This window comes from Methylomonas sp. HW2-6, from assembly GCF_052474525.1.
Genome location: NZ_CP184124.1, coordinates 575,313 through 593,470, shown reverse-complemented (window position 1 = coordinate 593,470; position 18,158 = coordinate 575,313). Strand labels below are relative to the sequence as shown.

Below are 18,158 nucleotides of genomic sequence, written 5' to 3'. Positions count from 1 at the left end.
GGAAATTTTGGCAAATCAAGATTTGAGGGAAACCATGTCTAAACCCAGCCTGTTGCACGTCGTAAAAAGCGTGATAGCCGCCGCGATTGGCGTACAAAGCAACAAGAACAGAGAGATCGATTTTCAGCATGGCTCGCTGCCGGCCTACGTGATCGTCGGCTTGATTGCGACGGTACTGTTTATTTTGGCGATAGTCAGTATCGTGTCGGCCGTCGTTGGCGGTTGAATGATTGCCGCGGCCAGCCCAAGTTGCCTTGGACTGGCCCAATCGGAACGGCTTAGCTGCCGGACGAGGTTTTAAAGCTGTCTTTGATGCTGATGAACATCTCTTTGACGCCGCTGAACAGGTTTGCCGGAGTCAAAGCTTCTTTCAAAATCACCAAGGTGCGGACGACTGCGACGACGAGGAAGCCGGCTATCGAGGGAAATAATTCGCACAAGCTGTTGACGAAGAAACCGCCGGCGTTTTCCTGGGTTCTTCTGTCGCTGACGCTGGCCAAGTCGCGGTCATAAGTGTCGCCAATGTCTTTGCCGCCCAGGGCATCGATGATCTCGATGCAGAAAATTTGGGCGACAAATTCCACTGCGAAAAATGCTGCAGCGCATGCGGCCACCCACATCAAAACATTGGATTTTTTAGCCTTCATCATGCTCTGGTAAACCCAGATAGCGGTCAAAACCATTACAATGCCACCGATCATATTTATTCCCCTTGTACTTTTTTATTGTTCTAAAAATTCAGGTTGAAATGGCATACTACCATATTCGGTCCGGATAGCAATTGTGCCGCTATCTTTATCGAACAGCCACGAATTGCTTGACTTTGAGGGTGGCTAAAGTAACATATGAACTTCGACCGCCAACGAAATGGCACATTTTATAACAACTAACTTTAAGGTAGGAGGCACCCATGGGAGCGATCTTAGATTTAACAGAAATGCTGAAAGAACCATCTGGCATGATCGGCGCGGTAGTAATCATCGCTGCTGGCTATTTCTTCGTAAAATGGGTTTTCGCTGAACCTAAAGACGAAGAATAAGCAACGTTTCCTGCTCGCGCTTACAAAGCTTTTCTGGAAAAAGCGGCTACGGACAGATCCCGTAGCCGCTTTTTTTTCGCCCTCTGAGCCGGCTTTTCGGCAAAATCCCTTATAATCGGTAGTCTTTTGGCCTGCCGATCCATCATGTACAAATCGTTAGTTCTAAAAATCAATAGGCTTTATTCGGAAAGGGTTCCGGCAACCGGCATCGGCTTGTTTCGGCTGCTGTTTGGTTTGGTAACGTTGCAGGAAGTGTTGTTTCTGCTGTATTTCAACCATCTGATTTTCGATCCGATTCCGTTCCTGGATGTCGAATTTCCGATGATTCCGTTCTTTCTCTGGCTGTGGGCAGTAGTGGCCATATGTCTGGCCGCGGGTTACCGTTGCCAAGTTAGCAGTATTGCTAACTATCTGTTCTGGCTGGTTTTCGTCAATTTCACCCCGATGCAACGCGATTTTGACGGCGGCTTCGATTTGTTCATGACCGGTGCCAATTTCTGTTTGATCTTCATGCCGCTGGACCGGGCATTCGCCATCGACGGATTACGCCGCAAATTGCGTAATCCGTTCGTTCAGTATTCCGCCTACGGACCGGAAACCGTCTCGGCCTTGACATACCATTTACCGGTCATCGTCTGCCTCGGCTTTTTATATTTCGATTCGGCGATTCACAAAATGTTCGCCGAGCATTGGCGCAACGGCCTTGGTGCCTGGCTACCGTCTTCCATGCCGTACTACATATCCGCGCTCGATATGTCCTGGCTGCTGAACATCGAGATCCTGCAACAGACCATCGGTTACACCATCATCGTTTTCCAGTTCAGTTTCTTGTTTTTGTACTTCCGCCGGAATTTCAGGTGGTTGTACTTTCTGCTGGGATTGTCGCTGCATTTGGGCATCGCCCTCTCGTTGAATATCTATCCGTTCGGTATGGGCATGTTGATTTTCTATGCACTCATGATGCCGTTTGGATGGTACCGTTTTATCGGAGCGCGGCTTTGCGCCAAACAGGCGGTTTTGACCGTGTTTTACGACCAGCAATGTCCGCTGTGCAATCGCACGGTGTTGACCTTGAGCCATTTCGACATATTGCGCCGTATCGATTTCAAGCCCGCACAAATCCATGCTGCCGAATATCCGGCCTTGTCGCATTTGGGGCAGGAACAACTGATGAAGGATCTTTACGCGGTCGACGGTCTAGGCCGGGTCTATGCAGGTGTCGACACTTATTCGCAAATTCTGGTGGCGATGGGCTACCCGGCGCTGGCAGGCTGGACAATGCGCTTGCCGTTGCTCTACGGATGGATTTGTAAGCGCTATCGGGCGATAGCCGACAATCGACAACGTCTAGTCTGCGACAGCAGTTGCGCGCCGCCGGTTGCCGACGTAGCCGAAAATAGTCTTTACCATCGAATTTTCGAGGCTGAGCATGCGATCTCGGCCAGAAGTTGCGTCCACAAGATCAGTAAAGTGTTGTTGGTATTGCTCTTGTTTCAACTCAACAGCAGCATACATTACGGTTTGCTTTACCGCTTGCACGTCGACACCCGGCAAACGCCGGTGACCAGCATGCTGAACAATATGAGCAATGCACTGTTGATGATGTCGCATACCTTTCTCGGCATCACGCCGCATGCTTTGTATCTGCACGACCATTTCGAAGGCTACGACCATATTTTGGCGATTACCTATCTCGACGCGGATGGTACCGAGCACTGGTTACCGTTCGTCGACCAGCAGGGCCGGCTGTTGGCTCCCAACTGGGGGCGGGTGCATTCGATGTGGGCCAATATCGCCGTTACGCCGAATATCGACGAATTGCGGCTGAAAAAATTCATCATGAAAATCACTGCTTTCTGGGGTATCAAAGGCGGTTTGGACCTGGATAACACCCAGTTCATCATCAAAATGAAGAAAATCAGGGCGCCGTTTACCTGGGAGAAAGATTTAAGAAACAATAATTTATCCGGTAGCTGGCAAACGATAGGCTCGGCGCACTGGGTCGGTAGGGAAATCAAAATCAGCCTGCCTATGGACATCGACGCAATATGAAAAAGGGTGTTGCATGCGCAGATTGGTCATGCTATAAATTTTGCGTGCTTCGTTTAAGTACACTCAAAATTATAAAAACCCATTAAATCTGGAGGATGTTATGAAAAAAGTATTTTCTGTTTTGGCTATGGTTATGGTTATGGTGAGCTTGGCCGGTTGCATGGACGATCCAGACCAAGGCAACCCAAAACCAAAAGGTTACGGCTCTTCAAACCAACAAGGCGGCGGTGTAAAATAATCGTAGCCGTTACAGGATTTCAGACTCCTGATGTAAGGCCCGCATTTGCGGGCCTTATTCGTTTAAGGGCTTGACATTTTTATAATAACCCTGAATTTGCGTATCTGTTTTTAGCCGTGTTATAAAACCTGCCGTGTTCGATTGACGAGCACGTAAAAATTAAAATTTTTTGGAGGAATTATGAAAAAAGTACTGTCTTTATTGGCTATGACACTGATGATTGCCGGCTTGAGCGGATGCATGGACGATCCAGATGCGTCAAAACAAAAAGTTTCCAGCGCTACTTCATCAGTACAGCTGTAAACAAACCTGCTTAACAAAAAGGCCCGTTGAATCCGGGCCTTTTTTGTGTCAAACGGTTACTAAACCTTGGTTTTTTCCGCTTCGATTTCTGCCATGGCCTGAGAAATCCAGGCTTCGGCTTCAGCATTGATATCTTTCGATTTCTTATCGACCGTAGTTATTGGCGGGCCGATTTTTACCTTAATTACGCCGGGATACTTCAAAAAGCTGTTGCGCGGCCAAAATTCGCCGGCGTTGTGCGCCAAAGGGATCACCGGGAAGCCGGATTTCTGAGCCAGCATAGCGCCGCCGGCATTAAATTTTTTGTGCGCGCCTGGCGCGACCCTGGTACCTTCCGGAAACACCACGACGAACAAGCCCTCCTGTAAGCGTTCGATACCTTGATCGATCAACATTTTCAGCGCTTCTTTCTGATTTTGCCGGTCGATGGCGATTGGCTTCAATGTCGCCAAAGCCCAGCCGCCGAACGGAATCTGTAGCAGGGATTTCTTTAAAACAGCGGTTTGCGGCCGAATAAACTGTCTCAGCGCCACCGTCTCCCAGGCCGATTGGTGTTTGCTCAGCACGATCGCCGCCCGGTCTTGCGGGATGTGCTCCAGGCCCTCCACCTCGTAGCTCAGGCCGCAGCACAGCTTTAACATATGAAGCAGGCAGTCTATCCAGATGTCGGCGAATTTGTAGCGCAAATGAAACGGCAGGAAAAACCCGCCCAGGATCGCCACCCCGACGATCAGCGTCGAGATCACGATGTAAATGAATAGCAGGGTAGAGCCCAGATAAACTCTAAAGTCGGCTTTCGGAGACGATGTATGTCGCTGCGTCATAAAGATTGTCGAAAACGGGAACGTCTAGTTGTGGGTTGTCGTTAAGGGTTTGCATGCCTTTACCGGTCTTGACCAACACCGGTTTGGCGCCGGCCGCTTGGGCGGCCTGTATGTCGCGCAACGCATCGCCGACGGCAAAAGTAGCGCTTAAATCGATTTGCTTGTCTTGCGCCAATCGGCGAAACAAGCCGGCTTTGGGTTTGCGGCAATCGCATATGTCGCCGGGGCCGTGCGGGCAGTAATAGATTGCCTCGATTTCGCCGCCGGCAGCACGGGTCAGTTGCAACATTTTGGCGTGGATTGCGTCCAGCGTTGTCAAATCGAACAAGCCTCGGGCAATGCCGGACTGGTTGCTGATCACCGCTACGCGAAAGCCATGGCGGTTCAGCATGGCTATGGCTTCCAGGCTACCCGGTAAGGGCAGCCATTCAGCGGCGGATTTGATGAACTCGTCGGAATCGACGTTGATGGTGCCGTCCCGATCCAGTATCACGTAACGCCCGCTCACGCTTGCAGCTTGGAAATGTCGGCGATTCGCAAGAATTGGTTGGACAATTTGGCCAGCAGCGCCAAGCGGCTGTTACGCAGTGCCGGATCGTCGGTATTGACCATCACGTTATCGAAAAAAGCGTCGACGCTGTCGCGCAGCTGCGCCAGGCGGCTTAGCGCCAGCGCATAATTTTGTTCCGCCAATAACGGCCCGATATCGGCCTCCGACTGTTCGGCGGCGATAAGCAGGTTTTTCTCCGCCGCTTCGACTAATGTCCCGATCTGCTCGGCCGGCGCTTGCTCGGACTTTTTCAGGATATTGCTGATCCGTTTGTTGGCTGCCGCCAAACTTTCCGCTTCAGGCAGGGCGCGGAAATTTTGTACGGCGCGGATGCGCTGCCAAAAATCGAACGGCCGGGTCGGATTAACCGCCAATACTGCCTCGAATTCGTCGCTGGAAAAGCCCTGGTCCAGGCAATAGCCTTTCAGGCGGTCGAAAATAAAGCCGACCAGTTTCTGCCGGATTTCGGCCTTGTCGAAAGCGTGGCTGAATTGCGCCAGCGCCGCATCCAGCAATTCCGCAACGTCCAAGGCCAAACCGTTTTCGACCAGTATCCGCAAGATACCTATCGCGGCACGGCGTAAGGCATACGGATCCTTATCGCCGGTCGGAATCAGGCCAACGCTGAAAATACCGGCCAGCGTGTCGATTTTTTCCGCCAACGCCAGCGCAATGCTGATCGGCGCCTGCGGAATTTCGCCACCGGATTGTTTCGGGAAATATTGTTCTTCCAGCGCGTGGGCCACCGCCAAATCTTCGCCGTCGGCCGCGGCATAATAGCGCCCCATCGTGCCTTGCAGATTGGCGAACTCGCCGACCATATTAGTTATCAGATCGGTTTTCGCCAGTAGGGCTGCGCGCTTGGCCAAGCCCGTGTCGGCGCCGAGTTGTTCAGCAATCAGGCCGGCCAGATTGGCGACACGTTCGGTTTTGTCGAACAAGGTGCCCAGGTCTTTCTGGAATACGATGGTTTTCAGGCTTTCCACCCGTTCCGCCAGCGACTGCTTTCTATCCTGCTTCCAGAAAAATTCGGCATCGACCAGACGCGGCAATACCACCCGCTCGTTGCCGGCCCGAATCGAATCCGGCCGCGAGCTTTCGATATTGGCGAAGGTAATGAAATGCGGCAGCAAACCGCCTTGCGCATTCTTCACCGGGAAGTATTTCTGGTTGGCCTGCATCGTCGTGATCAATACTTCCTGCGGCAATTCCAGAAAACGGGAATCGAAATTGCCCACCACCGGCACCGGCCATTCGTTCAGCGCAGCAACCTCTTCCAGCAGGTCCGCCTCGATATGGGCGACGCCGCCGACTTTTTCCGCCGCTTGGTTCGCCGCATCGCGAATCACCGCCATCCGTTCCTCGAAATCGGCCAGCACCTTGCCCTGCAGTCTTAAAACCTCCAGATACTCGTGCGGATCGTGAATGCTCAAATCCTGCGGCGCGTGAAAGCGGTGGCCGCGCGTGATCCGGCCGGTAGTGCGGCCGAGGATGTCGGTAACGATGATTTCGCTGCCGAACAATAGCACCGCCCAATGTACCGGTCGGGCGAATTCGGCGTCGAAACTGCCCCAGCGCATGCGCTTGGCGATCGGCAGATTGGCCAAGGCCTTGCGGATGATGTCCGGTAATAATTCGGCGGTGGCCTGACCTTTTACGGCCTGCTTGAAGATCAGCCAGGAGCCTTTGTCGGTCTCCAGTTTTTCCAATTGCTCGAAACTGGCGCCGCAACTGGCCGCGAAGCCCAAGGCCGCCTTGCTGGCCGCGCCGTCCGGCCCGTAAGCCGCTTGCAGGGCCGGGCCGCGTTTCTCGACCACCTTATCGGCCTGAAAGGTTTGCAGATCGTCGATCAAGACTGATAACCGACGCGGAGTGGCATAGGCGCGGGCCAAGTCGTAACTCAACCCGGCATCCTGCAGACCGGCCAGGATGTTGTCCAGCAAGGCTTGGCTCAGGCGTTTCAGAGACTTCGGCGGTAATTCCTCGCAGCCCAATTCGAATAGAAAATGATTGGTCGCAGTCATGATTACGCTCCTTGTCTGGCCAGAATCGGAAAGCCCAGCGCTTCCCGGCGGTTGTAATAAGCTTCGGCGACCGATTTGGCCATATTGCGGACCCTGAGGATATAGCGTTGGCGCTCGGTCACGGAAATGGCGTGGCGGGCGTCGAGCAGGTTAAACGAGTGCGAGGCTTTCAACACCATTTCATAGGCCGGCAGCGGCAGATTTTTTTCCAACAACATCAGGCATTCGCGTTCGTAGGTGTCGAAGCAGTTGAACAGGAAATCGACGTTGGCCAGGTCGAAGTTGAACTCCGACATTTCCACCTCGTTCTGGTGAAATACGTCGCCGTAAGTGACTATGCCTTGCGGGCCCTGAGTCCAGACCAGATCGAATACGGACTCGACGCCTTGCAGATACATCGCGATCCGTTCCAGACCATAAGTAATCTCGCCGGTTACCGGCCGGCATTCCAAACCGCCGACTTGTTGGAAATAGGTAAATTGCGTCACTTCCATACCGTTCAGCCACACTTCCCAACCCAAGCCCCAGGCGCCCAGGGTTGGCGATTCCCAGTTGTCCTCGACGAAGCGGATGTCGTGTTCCAGCAGATCCAGCCCCAAATGGCGCAACGATCCCAGGTAAAGCTCCTGGATATTGTCCGGTGACGGCTTCATGATCACCTGGAATTGGTAGTAATGCTGCAAGCGGTTCGGGTTTTCGCCGTAGCGGCCGTCGGTCGGCCGGCGCGAAGGCTGCACGTATGCCGAATTCCAAGGCTCCGGGCCGATCGCGCGCAAAAACGTCGCCGGATGGAAGGTGCCGGCGCCCACTTCCTGGTCCAAAGGCTGCAACAACACACACCCCTGATTCGACCAGTATTCCTGCAGAGTCAGAATCAGGCCCTGAAAAGTTGAGACATCGTTTTTGCTAGTCGACACGTTGAGAGCCACTCGTTTGGTAAAAATGCCCCGATTATATCCGAAATCGGTACGCAGGGCGGAAGGGCGCCGGGGCGTCGCTACCCGGCAAAGCTTGCTGGCGACGGGCTGGCCGCCGCAAAATCCGGCGTGAATTCGGCTGCGGTTAGACTAGTCGACAACTCGGTTAAAACCGCCGGTTTTGGATTAGAATGCCCGGCCATGGCCCGCAATCGCCCTTGTAACTTCCCAACCCTTGCCCAGCGATGAATAAAATTACCGAGCGCCTTCGCCAATACTGGCTTCTCGCCCGCTTCGACAAACCCATAGGCATTTTCATTTTGCTGTGGCCCACCTTATGGGCGTTATGGATTGCCGGCAACGGCAGGCCGGATTCCTTGGTGTTGACGGTATTCGTTGCCGGTGTAGTGCTGATGCGCGCGGCCGGCTGCGTCATCAACGATTATGCCGACCGCGATTTCGACCCGCATGTCGACCGCTGCAAGCAACGGCCGATCGCCGCCGGCCGCGTCACGCCCAAGGAAGCCTTGCTGGTATTTGCAGTCCTGTGCCTGACCGCGTTCGGCCTGGTGTTATTGATGAACTGGTACACGATAGCGCTGTCCTTCGTCGGCGCTTTTCTGGCGGCCAGCTATCCGTTCATGAAACGCTATACCCATTTGCCGCAAGCCTATCTGGGCGCGGCATTCGGTTTTGCGGTACCGATGGCGTTTGCCGCCCAAACCAACAGCATCCCGTTGGTGGGCTGGGTTTTATATCTGGCGGTTTTGCTGTGGGCGCTGGTGTACGACACGATGTATGCGATGGTTGATATCGACGACGACTTGAAAATCGGCGTTAAATCCACGGCGATTTTGTTCGGCAGCCGGGTGCGGGAAATCACCGGCGGTCTGCAAGTCGTCATACTGGGCTTGTTAGTCTGGATCGGCACGCGACAGCAATTGGCCTGGCCCTATTACGCCGGTTTATTGGCCGCGACCGGTTTTGCGGTTTACCAGCAAACGCTGATCTTCCATTTCGACAAACCCAATTGTTTCAAAGCGTTTTTGAACAACAACTGGTTTGGTCTGGCCGTATTTGCCGGGCTGGTACTGGCATACCTGTAACCGGACAGACTGGGTTGACGCCGGATTTTTTGCGTTACCGGCGGTCCTCCCAAGCGGATGCGTTTGCCGGGCGGCGGTGATGCCTTTATTACCGCAACTGAATTTTGGCAAGCCGCGGCTTTTGGCCGCGGACTTGGCGAGGTAGAACCCGTAGCGCGGCTATTTGGACGCGGGATGTTCGCTGGTTTCAAGGCATATGGTGGGCTCGCGTTGACAATCAATCGATTGATTGATATTTTCTAAATCAATCGATTGATTTCTTGCTTGGATATTCGGCGGCATGACTAAAACCACCCCCTGCGACACCGATACTCATGATTCCCGCAGCAGACTGGTTAGCGCTGCACTGCGCCTGTTTGCCGAAAAAGGTTACGAAGGCGCCTCCACCCGCGAGATCTGCGAGGCGGCAGGCGTCAACATTTCCGCGATCCGCTATTACTTCGGCGACAAAGCCGGCTTGTACCGCGCCGCGTTCACCGAGCCGATGGGCGAATCCCTGTGCGGTGCGAACATAGCCGAATATGCCGATTTGCCGTTGCCCGAAGTGTTTTACCGCTTCTTCAGCGAATTTCTGGAGCCCCTGAAAAAAGGCGAAGAGCTCGGGCTGGTGATGAAGTTGCATTTCCGGGAGATGATCGAGCCGACCGGGGCTTGGCAGCAAGAGATCGATGCGGAGATCAAGCCGCAGCACGATGGCTTGGTGGCGTTGTTGCAAGCCCATTTTGGCCTGGCTGAAATCGACGACGATTTGCATCGGCTGGCGTTCTCGATCACCGGCATGGCCGTGCATTTTTACGTCGGGCAAGACGTCATCGCCGCGGTTTCGCCGCCGTTGTTGAATACGCCCGACGCAGTCGACATCCTGGCGGAACGTTTGGCCGGCTACGCGACGGCTATGGTTGCCGGCGAGGCGGCACGGCGTCGGCTTCCCGTTGCAGCCCAGGCCCGGTATTCGCATTAAATCAGATCTATTTCACTGGAGGAAAACCATGACCCACGGAAAAATCATTGCATTGGTCGTTGCCTTGCTGTCGATGATCGGGCTCGGTCTGGCGGTTGGCAGCGCTAAGGAACCTGCGCCCGCCGCATTGCCGGCCGCCAACCCGGCGCTTAGCGTCACCACGGTGCAGCCGCAAATGGTGGACATGCCGATTGCCCTGACCGCCAACGGTTCGATCGCGGCTTGGCAGGAAGCGGTGATCGGTGCCGAAATCGGCGACTTGCGGCTCAACGCCGTTAACGTGCAAGTCGGGCAAACCGTGAAGAAAGGCCAGGTGTTGGCAACCTTTGCCGACGAAAGCGTGTTGGCCGACATTGCGCAAAGCCGCGGCATCGTTGCCGAAGCCGAAGCCAATCTGGCGGAAGCGCGGGCCAATGCCGAACGCGCGCGCAAAGTGCTGGAGAAAGGTGCGTTGAGCGCGCAACAGGTCGACCAATACTTGACCGGCGCCAAGACTGCCGAAGCCAAACTGCAATCGGCCAAGGCGCAACTGGAGGTGCAATTACTGCGCTTGAAGTACACCAAGGTTCTGGCCAGCGACGATGGCGTAATCTCGTCGCGTAGCGCGACATTGGGCGCCGTCGCGGCCAAGGGCCAGGAGTTATTCAAACTGATCCGGCAGAACCGGTTGGAATGGCGGGGTGAAGTCACTGCTGCCGAAATGACGCAACTGCGGCCCGGCGTCGCGGTGACGGTCGAAGTGCCGAATGTCGGCAGCATCCGAGGAAGTGTGCGTTTCCTGGCGCCGACCCTGAACGAACAAAGCCGTAACGGCCTAGTGTACGTCGATCTGCCTAACGCGGCGCAAAGCGGATTGCGGGCCGGCATGTTCGGTCGCGGCGAATTTCATCTCGGCTCCAGTGCCGGCTTGACCGTACCGCAAGACGCGCTATCGTTGCGCGAAGGTTTCAGTTACGTGTTCCGCCTGACCGAGCAGAGCGGCGAGCGGGCCAAGGTCGAGCAGGTCAAAGTCCAATTGGGCCGCCGCGCCGGAGATAAACTGGAAGTGCTGGCAGGCCTGAACCCCGGCGATCGCCTGGTGGCCAGAGGCGCATCCTTCCTGGCCGACGGCGACAGCGTCAGAGTGGTGGCGCCATGAACGTATCGGCTTGGTGCATCCGCAACCCGATCCCGGCGCTGATGCTGTTCGTGCTGCTGTCGTTCGGCGGCGTGCACAGCTTCAAAACCATGAAAATCCAGAACTTTCCGGATCTGGATTTACCCACGGTTACGGTCACGGCAAAGCTGCCCGGAGCCTCGCCGGCGCAACTGGAAACCGAGGTGGCGCGCAAAATCGAAAACGCCATTGCCACCTTGCAGGGTTTGAAGCACATCATGACCAAAGTCCAGGACGGCAGTGCGACCATCACCGCCCAATTTCGCCTGGAAAAGCCGGTGCAGGAGGCGGTGGAGGATGTGCGTTCCGCCGTGACCAAGGTGCGCACCGATTTGCCCAGCGATCTGCGCGATCCTATCGTCAATAAACTCGATCTGGCCGGCTCGCCGATTCTGGCGTTTACCGTGCGCTCCGACCAGCGCGACGACGAAGCCTTGTCCTGGTTCGTCGAAGACACCGTCGCCAAGCGCTTACTGGCTGTAAACGGCGTTGGCGCCGTGACGCGGGTCGGCGGCGTCAGCCGGGAAGTGACGATTGCGCTCGATCCGGTCAAATTGCAGGCTTTGGGTGCGACTGCGGCCGACATTTCCCGCCAGTTGCGCGAAATGCAGCGCGAAAGCGCCGGCGGCCGCACCGATCTGGGCAGCGGCGAGCAGCCGGTGCGCACCTTGGCCAACGTGCTCTCGGTGGATGAGATGCGGCCGCTGCAATTGGCGCTGCCGGACGGTCGTCATATCCGTCTGGATCAGGTCGCCACGGTCGAAGACTCGGTGGCCGAACGCCGGGCTGCGGCGTTTCTGGACGGCAAGCCGGTGGTCGGTTTCGAGGTCACCCGCAGCCGCGGTGCCGGCGAAGTCGAGGTCGGCGCCGGTGTGAAGAAGGCTTTGGACGAATTGTTGGCCGCGAATCCGGACGTCGAATTCAGCGAGGCCTTCAATTTCGTCGATCCGGTTGCGGAAGAATTTGAAGGCTCAATGGCCATGCTCTACGAAGGCAGTTTGCTGGCGGTGCTGGTGGTCTGGCTGTTTCTGCGCGACTGGCGCGCTACCTTCATCTCGGCGGTAGCCTTGCCCTTGTCGGTGGTGCCTGCCTTCATCGGTATGGACCTGTTCGGGTTTTCGTTGAACGTGATCACCTTGCTGGCCTTGTCCCTGGTGATAGGCATCCTGGTCGACGACGCCATCGTCGAAGTGGAAAACATCGTCCGCCATCTGCGGATGGGCAAGACGCCGTACCAGGCAGCAATGGAAGCCGCCGACGAAATCGGTCTGGCCGTGGTCGCCACCACCTTTGCCCTGGTCGCGGTGTTTTTGCCGACCGCGTTCATGAGCGGCGTTGCCGGCCGTTTTTTCAAACAATTCGGTTGGACCGCGGCGTTGGCGGTGATGGCCTCGCTGGTGGTGGCGCGGATGTTGACGCCGATGATGTCCGCCTATCTGTTGAAAGGCACCGGCCACCAGGAAATAGCCGAAGGACCGTTGATGCGCTGGTACATGCGTGCCGCCGCCTGGTGCCTGCGGCACCGCCTGCTGACGATCAGCGGTGCTGCGGCGTTTTTCGTCGGCTCGCTGATGCTGATTCCCTTATTGCCGACCGGTTTCATTCCAGCCGACGATAATCCGCAAACCCAGGTGTTCGTCGAATTGCCGCCGGGTGCCAGCTTGAACCAGACCCAAGCCTTGGCGGAAGCCGCCCGGCTTCTGGTGGCCGACATTCAATACGTGAAGACGGTCTATACCACGATAGGCGCCGGCTCGGCCGGTAGCGATCCGATGGCCGGCGACCAGGGCGCCGGCGAAGTGCGCAAAGCCACGTTGACCATTACCTTGGCCAGCCGCCGCGACCGACCGGTCCGAAAACAGGTTATCGAACAACAGATTCGGCAAGCCTTGGAAAAATTACCCGGGGTGCGTACCAAAGTCGGTTTGGGGGCGTCCGGCGAGAAATACGTGCTGGTGTTAAGCGGCGACGATCCGCAAGCCTTGTATAGCGCAGCCCGCGCCGTCGAGCGCGATCTGCGGACGATTCCGGGCCTGGGTAGCATTGCCTCCAGCGCTGCGCTGGTCCGGCCGGAAATTGCCGTAAGGCCGGATTTCGCCCGCGCCGCCGACTTGGGCGTCACTACTGCCGCATTGGCCGAAACGTTGCGCATCGCCACGGTCGGCGATTACGACTGGTCGCTGTCCAAGCTGAATCTGGCCCAGCGCCAGGTGCCGATGGTGGTGAAGCTGGCTGCCGAAGGCCGCCGCGATCTGGCGGTGCTGGAACGGCTGGCGGTGCCGTCGGCAAAAAGCGGTAGCGGCACGGTCTTGGTCGGCCAGGTGGCGAAATTGGAACTGTCCAGCGGCCCGGCGGTGATCGACCGTTACGACCGTTCGCGCAACGTCAATTTCGAGATCGAACTGTCCGGCCAGCCGCTCGGCGAAGTCACCGCCGCGGTCGCCAATCTGCCCAGCATCCGCAATCTGCCGGCCGGAGTCAAACGCATCAGCATCGGCGACGCCGAGATGATGGAAGAGCTGTTTTCCAGTTTCGGTTTGGCGATGCTGACCGGCTTGCTCTGCATCCTGGTGGTGCTGATCCTGCTGTTCAAGGATTTCATCCAGCCGATCACTATCCTGGCCGCGCTGCCATTATCGTTCGGCGGCGGTTTCGTCGCTTTGCTGTTGACCGGCAAGGCCTTCTCGATGCCGTCCTTGATCGGTTTGGTGATGCTGATGGGCATCGCCACCAAAAACTCGATTCTGCTGGTCGAATATGCCATCGTCGCCCGCCGCGATCATGGCATGAGTCGCGCCGACGCGCTGCTGGATGCCTGCCGCAAACGGGCCCGGCCGATTGTGATGACCACCATCGCGATGGGCGCCGGGATGCTGCCGATCGCACTCGGTACCGGCGACGCCGATGCTTCGTTCCGCAGCCCGATGGCGATCGCGGTGATTGGCGGCCTGATCACCTCGACCTTGCTCAGTTTGTTGGTGATTCCGGTGGCGTTTACTTATCTGGACGACGGTAAGCAATGCGCGCTGCTACTGTGGCGGCGTTGTTTCGGCGGCAAAACCGCCGGGGCCCAGGCGCCGGTTCCGGATTGACCGTCCAGCGGGGCCGGCCGTTTCGGTTCCGCGACTCCAAATGGTGCATAGCGGGTCAGCACGGCGGGCAAACGGTCCAAACCGGTGCGGTGCCGGACGCTGACCAGCGGTATTTGCGAGTCGATAAGGCTGGCGAGAAATTTGCTGCACAGAAAGCCAGTCTCCACTTTCGACGAGTACCCCATGCCCGCTTCGTTGCTTTCCGCCGTTCTCGGCAACTATCGGCTTCACCATCAATTCCTGATCCTGTCCGGCCTGATCGCACTGCCGGCAATGCTTAGTGCAGCCGTGGTCGCCAACGGCTACCCCGGCCTGTCGCCGGAGCTGTGGCTGGCGGCGACTGCCGGCCAATTGCCCTGGATGATCGCGCTGTACGCCCTCTACGCCGGATTGCGTAACCGGCTGCAAAGTCTGCTTGCTGCACAGCGCCAACTTGCGAACGGCGATTTCGACGTGCGCTTGCAGGTCGTCGGCCGCGACGAGTTGGCTGAACTGGGCGTTGGCTTTAACGATACGGTACGCGAACTGGGCCGGCGGATGAACAAGGTGCAGGCGTCGATCCAGGAAGTGACCTATGCCGCCGACCAGTTGCACCAAGGCTCAGGCCAGGTTGCCGACCAACTCGACCTGCAGCGGAAAAGCACGACGATGATGGCGGCGGCCATCGAGCAAATGTCGGCCAGCATCCTGGGCGTGGCCGGCCAATGCCGGGAAACCGAAAAGATTTCCTCGACCACGCAGCAACTGTCGCTGCAAGGCCAGCATTCGATCGATAGTTTTATTGCCGATATCAAGCAACTGTTCCTGGAAATAGAGGAGCTGGCCGGTTTGATGCGCAACCTGGAACAGCATTCCCAGCAGGTCTCGCAAATCTCGGAGATGATCAAGGCCATTTCCGAACAGACCAATCTACTGGCGCTGAACGCGGCGATCGAAGCGGCGCGGGCCGGCGAATACGGCCGCGGTTTTGCCGTTGTGGCCGACGAAGTGCGGACGCTGGCGCAACGGGTCAGGCTGTCGGCCGAGGAGATCACCGGCACCACCCAAGCGGTGCGCGAGCAAATCGATCGCGCCGTGCGTTCGATCGACGCCACGCAGCAACGCACCGAGCAGGGTATAGACAAGGCTTACAGCGTAGAGCGCGTGCTGGCCGGGATCAAGGAATATGCCGACAGCGCCTTGGACAACGTGTCGATGATCGCCACCAGCACCGAACAGCAAAGCCAAGTCAGTCTGGAGATCGGTCGCAACGTGGAAAGCATCGCCCAGCATGTCGAAGAAAACAGCAAAGCCGCCCAGGAATCGGCGGCGATCGCCCGCCACCTGTCGAAACTGGCGCAAGTCGCAGCCCATTAACCCGCACCGCAGATATTCCGATGGCCAATACCTTAATCTTGTTATGCGCGGCCGCCGGCTCGGCCGGCTCGGTGTTTGCCGCGATCTGGCATTGCCGCAACCGAAGCCGACTCGCTCACTTGGCCGGCCAACAAACCAGCATCGCCATCAACCGCCAACTAAAGCAATTACTCGGCAAAATACAACAGCACCGCGGTATGGTCAGCGGCTATCTGAACGGCGATGCCAGTTTCAAATATAAAATTTCGGCATTGCAGGCCGAAATCGACCGCGAAGCCGAACAAATCGCCGCCAGCTTGCAGGCCTTGCCGGCCCATCGTGCCGGATTCGAGTCGATTCAATCCCGCTGGCGCGCATTGAGCCCGACCGTACTGCACGGCACCCGCGAGCAAAGCTTCGACAATCACTGCCAATTGATCTCGGCCGTACTGGATTTGATACGCGACATCGCCGAACGCAGCCAATTGCACTGCGATAGCGCCTGCCCGTTCGGATTCGTCGAGATTGTTTGGCATTTGTTGCCGGACACTGCCGAAGCGATCGGCCAAACCCGGGCGATCGGTACCGGCATTGCCGCCGCCGGCCGCAGTCTCAGCACCGAACGCATCAAACTGGGCTACTTGCTGACCCGCATCCGCAATGCCGCAGAGCGCCTCGAGTCCGGTATTGCCCGAACGCCGTCGGCGATGGCCGGTGCCGAATTTCGGCGCAGCTTCGGCGAGGTGCAGCAGCGCATCGGCAGTTTGGTCGGCGATATCGAGCAGCAATTGCTGGCGACCGAACGCCCCGAAATCGACCCGGCCGGCTTTTTCGCCAACGCCACGCAGACACTGAACGGCGTATTCGACCTGTACGACCGGGCCGAAGCGGTCGCCAACCGGGAGTTGCAAACGCTGCTGGCCGGCGCCACCCGGCTGGGCCGCCAATCGCTGGCGGCGCTGCTACTGGGCTTGGCTATCGCCACCGCCGGCATCGTGCCATTGGCGCAGTAAGCCGGCGTCCGGCCGGAACCGCTTGTGTAACGGCGGGGTAAGCCGTTACAGTGGCGCGGTTTGCCGCCCGACCTGCCCCACGGCAACGGCGGCTACCGGACCCGTTCGCGAATTTCGATGCCCAACGCCAAATCCATACCACAAGCCAAAGCCGATTTTCTGATCGGCAATTTGCGACCGCTCGCCGCCGATCCGTTTCTGACCTTATCCGCCTGGTGGCGCGACTACGGCGATGCGGTCGGTTTTCGAGTACTAACCCGGCAATTCTATATGTTCAGCCATCCGCAGATGGCGGAACAGGCCTTGGTCCGTCAGGCCGGCAAGTTCGTCAAAATGTACGACCCGCAAAAGCCCAAAGGCCTGGAGTTGGTGCTCGGCCAGGGCTTGGTCACCAGTCGCGGCGAATTGTGGCGCAATCAGCGGCGTTTGATGCAGCCGGTGTTTCAGCGCGGCAACCTGAGCGCATTGCAGTCGCAAATCGTCGCCGCTGGCCGCGAAATGCTGCTGCGCTGGCAAGGCTTGGGCGATGGGGTCCAGGTCAATCTGTGCGACGAAATGATGCGACTGACGCTGGAAGTCATCACCCAAACCATGTTCGGCACCAGCGTGCTGGATCGGATCGAGGCTATCGCTCCGGCGCTGGACACGGCATTGCGCCACGCCGCCGCGTCGCTGCTGAATCCTTTATCCTTGCCGCCATCGGTGCCGACGCCGCGTAACCGCGCCTTCAACCGGGCCATGGCGACGTTGGACGGCGTGGTTTACGGCATCATCGAACAGCGCCGCACCCATCCGGCGCCCGCCGGCCAGGATTTGCTGGGCATGTTGTTGCAGGCGCGCGACGAGGATAGCGGGGCCGGCATGAGCGACCGCCAACTACGCGACGAAGTGTTGACCATTTTCAGCGCCGGCCACGAGACCACCTCGAATTTACTGAGTTGGACCTTGTACTTGTTGGCCAGGCATCCGGAAGCGCTCGGCCGTTTGCGGCGGGAGTTGCAGGCTTTGCCGGCCGAGGAAGATTGGCAGTTTGCCGACCTGCAAAACCTGGAATACTGCAAGGCGGTCCTGCACGAATCGCTGCGGCTGCGGCCGCCGGTCGGCATCATCATGCGTAAGGTCGCACAAGATGTCGAATTCGAAGGTTACCGGCTCGCCGCCGGGAGCTTGGCGTTGTTCAATATTTTCAACCTGCACCACCATCCGCAATTCTGGGACGATCCCGAGCGCTTCGAGCCGGAGCGCTTTCTCGGCAACCGTAGCCACCGCTTTGCTTTTATGCCGTTCGGCGCCGGCGAACGGATTTGTATCGGCAATCATTTCGCCTTGCTGGAGAGCCAGTTGCTGCTGAGTCTGATCGTGCGCCATTACGATATCGAATTACTCGATCCGGGCGAGGCGGAGATCGAATTAATGGTGAGCCTGCGGCCGAAAGGCGGGTTGCCGGCGAGCTTGCACCGGCTCGCATAAGCCCAGGCAAAAGGCCGGAATCAGGTTGCGGAGAGTCTTGCGCTCGGTTGGATTCCAACCCCGCCGCGGAGATACCGA

Annotated in this window: 17 protein-coding genes; 12 read left to right on the top strand and 5 right to left on the bottom strand. The window is 57.4% G+C overall.

Features of this window, described 5'->3' with window-relative positions:
* Nucleotides 1-34 precede the first annotated feature (34 nt).
* On the top strand, nucleotides 35-226 hold the full coding sequence (locus tag ACH518_RS03870) for a DUF2970 domain-containing protein (RefSeq protein WP_140913902.1): 192 nt from the start codon (nucleotides 35-37) through the stop codon (nucleotides 224-226).
* A 52-nt stretch (nucleotides 227-278) separates the two neighbouring features.
* Here the strand turns inward: ACH518_RS03870 and ACH518_RS03865 are convergent, their stop codons facing one another.
* Complete coding sequence (locus ACH518_RS03865; RefSeq protein WP_445371938.1) at nucleotides 279-701, bottom strand: hypothetical protein; 423 nt, start codon at nucleotides 699-701, stop codon at nucleotides 279-281.
* Nucleotides 702-910: 209 nt separating this feature from the next.
* On the opposite strand from ACH518_RS03865, the gene ACH518_RS03860 reads away from it, so the two are divergent.
* From ACH518_RS03860 to ACH518_RS03845, 4 genes are all read left to right on the top strand, one after another.
* Nucleotides 911-1,039, top strand: coding sequence for a hypothetical protein (locus ACH518_RS03860; RefSeq protein ID WP_255189959.1), 129 nt, complete (start codon nucleotides 911-913; stop codon nucleotides 1,037-1,039).
* 144 nt (nucleotides 1,040-1,183) lie between these two features.
* Nucleotides 1,184-3,091, top strand: coding sequence for a DCC1-like thiol-disulfide oxidoreductase family protein (locus ACH518_RS03855; protein WP_445371937.1), 1,908 nt, complete (start codon nucleotides 1,184-1,186; stop codon nucleotides 3,089-3,091).
* 100 nt (nucleotides 3,092-3,191) lie between these two features.
* Entirely contained in the window at nucleotides 3,192-3,329 is a 138-nt protein-coding gene (locus ACH518_RS03850; protein ID WP_445371936.1) for a hypothetical protein, read from the top strand.
* Nucleotides 3,330-3,509: 180 nt separating this feature from the next.
* The gene (locus ACH518_RS03845; RefSeq protein ID WP_260839399.1) at nucleotides 3,510-3,632 is read left to right on the top strand and encodes a hypothetical protein; all 123 of its coding nucleotides are present in this window, start codon (nucleotides 3,510-3,512) and stop codon (nucleotides 3,630-3,632) included.
* A gap of 59 nt (nucleotides 3,633-3,691) precedes the next feature.
* Here the strand turns inward: ACH518_RS03845 and ACH518_RS03840 are convergent, their stop codons facing one another.
* The 4 genes from ACH518_RS03840 to glyQ are packed head-to-tail and all read right to left on the bottom strand — an operon-like array spanning nucleotide 3,692 to nucleotide 7,947.
* Entirely contained in the window at nucleotides 3,692-4,456 is a 765-nt protein-coding gene (locus ACH518_RS03840) for a lysophospholipid acyltransferase family protein (protein WP_140913905.1), read from the bottom strand.
* Entirely contained in the window at nucleotides 4,416-4,964 is a 549-nt protein-coding gene (gene gmhB, locus ACH518_RS03835) for a D-glycero-beta-D-manno-heptose 1,7-bisphosphate 7-phosphatase (protein WP_445371935.1), read from the bottom strand. The genes ACH518_RS03840 and gmhB overlap by 41 nt, the downstream gene beginning before the upstream one ends.
* The gene (gene glyS, locus ACH518_RS03830; protein WP_445371934.1) at nucleotides 4,961-7,030 is read right to left on the bottom strand and encodes a glycine--tRNA ligase subunit beta; all 2,070 of its coding nucleotides are present in this window, start codon (nucleotides 7,028-7,030) and stop codon (nucleotides 4,961-4,963) included. The genes gmhB and glyS overlap by 4 nt, the downstream gene beginning before the upstream one ends.
* A 2-nt stretch (nucleotides 7,031-7,032) precedes the next feature.
* Nucleotides 7,033-7,947 carry a glycine--tRNA ligase subunit alpha gene (gene glyQ / locus ACH518_RS03825; RefSeq protein ID WP_445371933.1) on the bottom strand — a complete coding sequence of 305 codons (915 nt, stop codon included), beginning with the start codon at nucleotides 7,945-7,947 and terminating at the stop codon, nucleotides 7,033-7,035.
* Nucleotides 7,948-8,192: 245 nt separating this feature from the next.
* On the opposite strand from glyQ, the gene ubiA reads away from it, so the two are divergent.
* The 7 genes from ubiA to ACH518_RS03790 all read left to right on the top strand — a co-directional run bounded on the left by ubiA (nucleotide 8,193) and on the right by ACH518_RS03790 (nucleotide 18,080).
* Complete coding sequence (gene ubiA / locus ACH518_RS03820) at nucleotides 8,193-9,053, top strand: 4-hydroxybenzoate octaprenyltransferase (RefSeq protein WP_445371932.1); 861 nt, start codon at nucleotides 8,193-8,195, stop codon at nucleotides 9,051-9,053.
* 280 nt (nucleotides 9,054-9,333) lie between these two features.
* Nucleotides 9,334-10,014 (top strand): CerR family C-terminal domain-containing protein, encoded by a 681-nt coding sequence (locus ACH518_RS03815; protein WP_445371931.1) that lies wholly within the window; start codon nucleotides 9,334-9,336, stop codon nucleotides 10,012-10,014.
* A 28-nt stretch (nucleotides 10,015-10,042) separates the two neighbouring features.
* The gene (locus tag ACH518_RS03810) at nucleotides 10,043-11,152 is read left to right on the top strand and encodes an efflux RND transporter periplasmic adaptor subunit (protein ID WP_445371930.1); all 1,110 of its coding nucleotides are present in this window, start codon (nucleotides 10,043-10,045) and stop codon (nucleotides 11,150-11,152) included.
* Nucleotides 11,149-14,262, top strand: coding sequence for an efflux RND transporter permease subunit (locus ACH518_RS03805; protein ID WP_445371929.1), 3,114 nt, complete (start codon nucleotides 11,149-11,151; stop codon nucleotides 14,260-14,262). The genes ACH518_RS03810 and ACH518_RS03805 overlap by 4 nt, the downstream gene beginning before the upstream one ends.
* A 183-nt stretch (nucleotides 14,263-14,445) precedes the next feature.
* Nucleotides 14,446-15,618: a methyl-accepting chemotaxis protein gene (locus ACH518_RS03800; RefSeq protein WP_445371928.1), complete on the top strand. Its 1,173-nt coding sequence runs from the start codon at nucleotides 14,446-14,448 to the stop codon at nucleotides 15,616-15,618.
* A 20-nt stretch (nucleotides 15,619-15,638) separates the two neighbouring features.
* Nucleotides 15,639-16,610: a hypothetical protein gene (locus ACH518_RS03795; RefSeq protein ID WP_445371927.1), complete on the top strand. Its 972-nt coding sequence runs from the start codon at nucleotides 15,639-15,641 to the stop codon at nucleotides 16,608-16,610.
* A 117-nt stretch (nucleotides 16,611-16,727) separates the two neighbouring features.
* Nucleotides 16,728-18,080, top strand: coding sequence for a cytochrome P450 (locus ACH518_RS03790; RefSeq protein ID WP_445371926.1), 1,353 nt, complete (start codon nucleotides 16,728-16,730; stop codon nucleotides 18,078-18,080).
* Nucleotides 18,081-18,158: the final 78 nt, after the last annotated feature.

What these genes read in the sequence shown, in the direction of transcription:
- ACH518_RS03800 (WP_445371928.1), top strand. Translation starts at nt 14,446, where the DNA reads ATGCCCGCTTCGTTGCTTTCCGCCGTTCTCGGCAACTATCGGCTTCAC.
- ACH518_RS03795 (WP_445371927.1), top strand. Translation starts at nt 15,639, where the DNA reads ATGGCCAATACCTTAATCTTGTTATGCGCGGCCGCCGGCTCGGCCGGC.
- ACH518_RS03815 (WP_445371931.1), top strand. Translation starts at nt 9,334, where the DNA reads ATGACTAAAACCACCCCCTGCGACACCGATACTCATGATTCCCGCAGC.
- glyS (WP_445371934.1), bottom strand. Translation starts at nt 7,030, where the DNA reads ATGACTGCGACCAATCATTTTCTATTCGAATTGGGCTGCGAGGAATTA.
- ACH518_RS03855 (WP_445371937.1), top strand. Translation starts at nt 1,184, where the DNA reads ATGTACAAATCGTTAGTTCTAAAAATCAATAGGCTTTATTCGGAAAGG.
- ACH518_RS03865 (WP_445371938.1), bottom strand. Translation starts at nt 701, where the DNA reads ATGATCGGTGGCATTGTAATGGTTTTGACCGCTATCTGGGTTTACCAG.
- ACH518_RS03810 (WP_445371930.1), top strand. Translation starts at nt 10,043, where the DNA reads ATGACCCACGGAAAAATCATTGCATTGGTCGTTGCCTTGCTGTCGATG.
- ACH518_RS03805 (WP_445371929.1), top strand. Translation starts at nt 11,149, where the DNA reads ATGAACGTATCGGCTTGGTGCATCCGCAACCCGATCCCGGCGCTGATG.
- ACH518_RS03860 (WP_255189959.1), top strand. Translation starts at nt 911, where the DNA reads ATGGGAGCGATCTTAGATTTAACAGAAATGCTGAAAGAACCATCTGGC.
- ACH518_RS03790 (WP_445371926.1), top strand. Translation starts at nt 16,728, where the DNA reads ATGCCCAACGCCAAATCCATACCACAAGCCAAAGCCGATTTTCTGATC.
- ACH518_RS03870 (WP_140913902.1), top strand. Translation starts at nt 35, where the DNA reads ATGTCTAAACCCAGCCTGTTGCACGTCGTAAAAAGCGTGATAGCCGCC.
- ACH518_RS03850 (WP_445371936.1), top strand. Translation starts at nt 3,192, where the DNA reads ATGAAAAAAGTATTTTCTGTTTTGGCTATGGTTATGGTTATGGTGAGC.
- ACH518_RS03840 (WP_140913905.1), bottom strand. Translation starts at nt 4,456, where the DNA reads ATGACGCAGCGACATACATCGTCTCCGAAAGCCGACTTTAGAGTTTAT.
- ACH518_RS03845 (WP_260839399.1), top strand. Translation starts at nt 3,510, where the DNA reads ATGAAAAAAGTACTGTCTTTATTGGCTATGACACTGATGATTGCCGGC.
- ubiA (WP_445371932.1), top strand. Translation starts at nt 8,193, where the DNA reads ATGAATAAAATTACCGAGCGCCTTCGCCAATACTGGCTTCTCGCCCGC.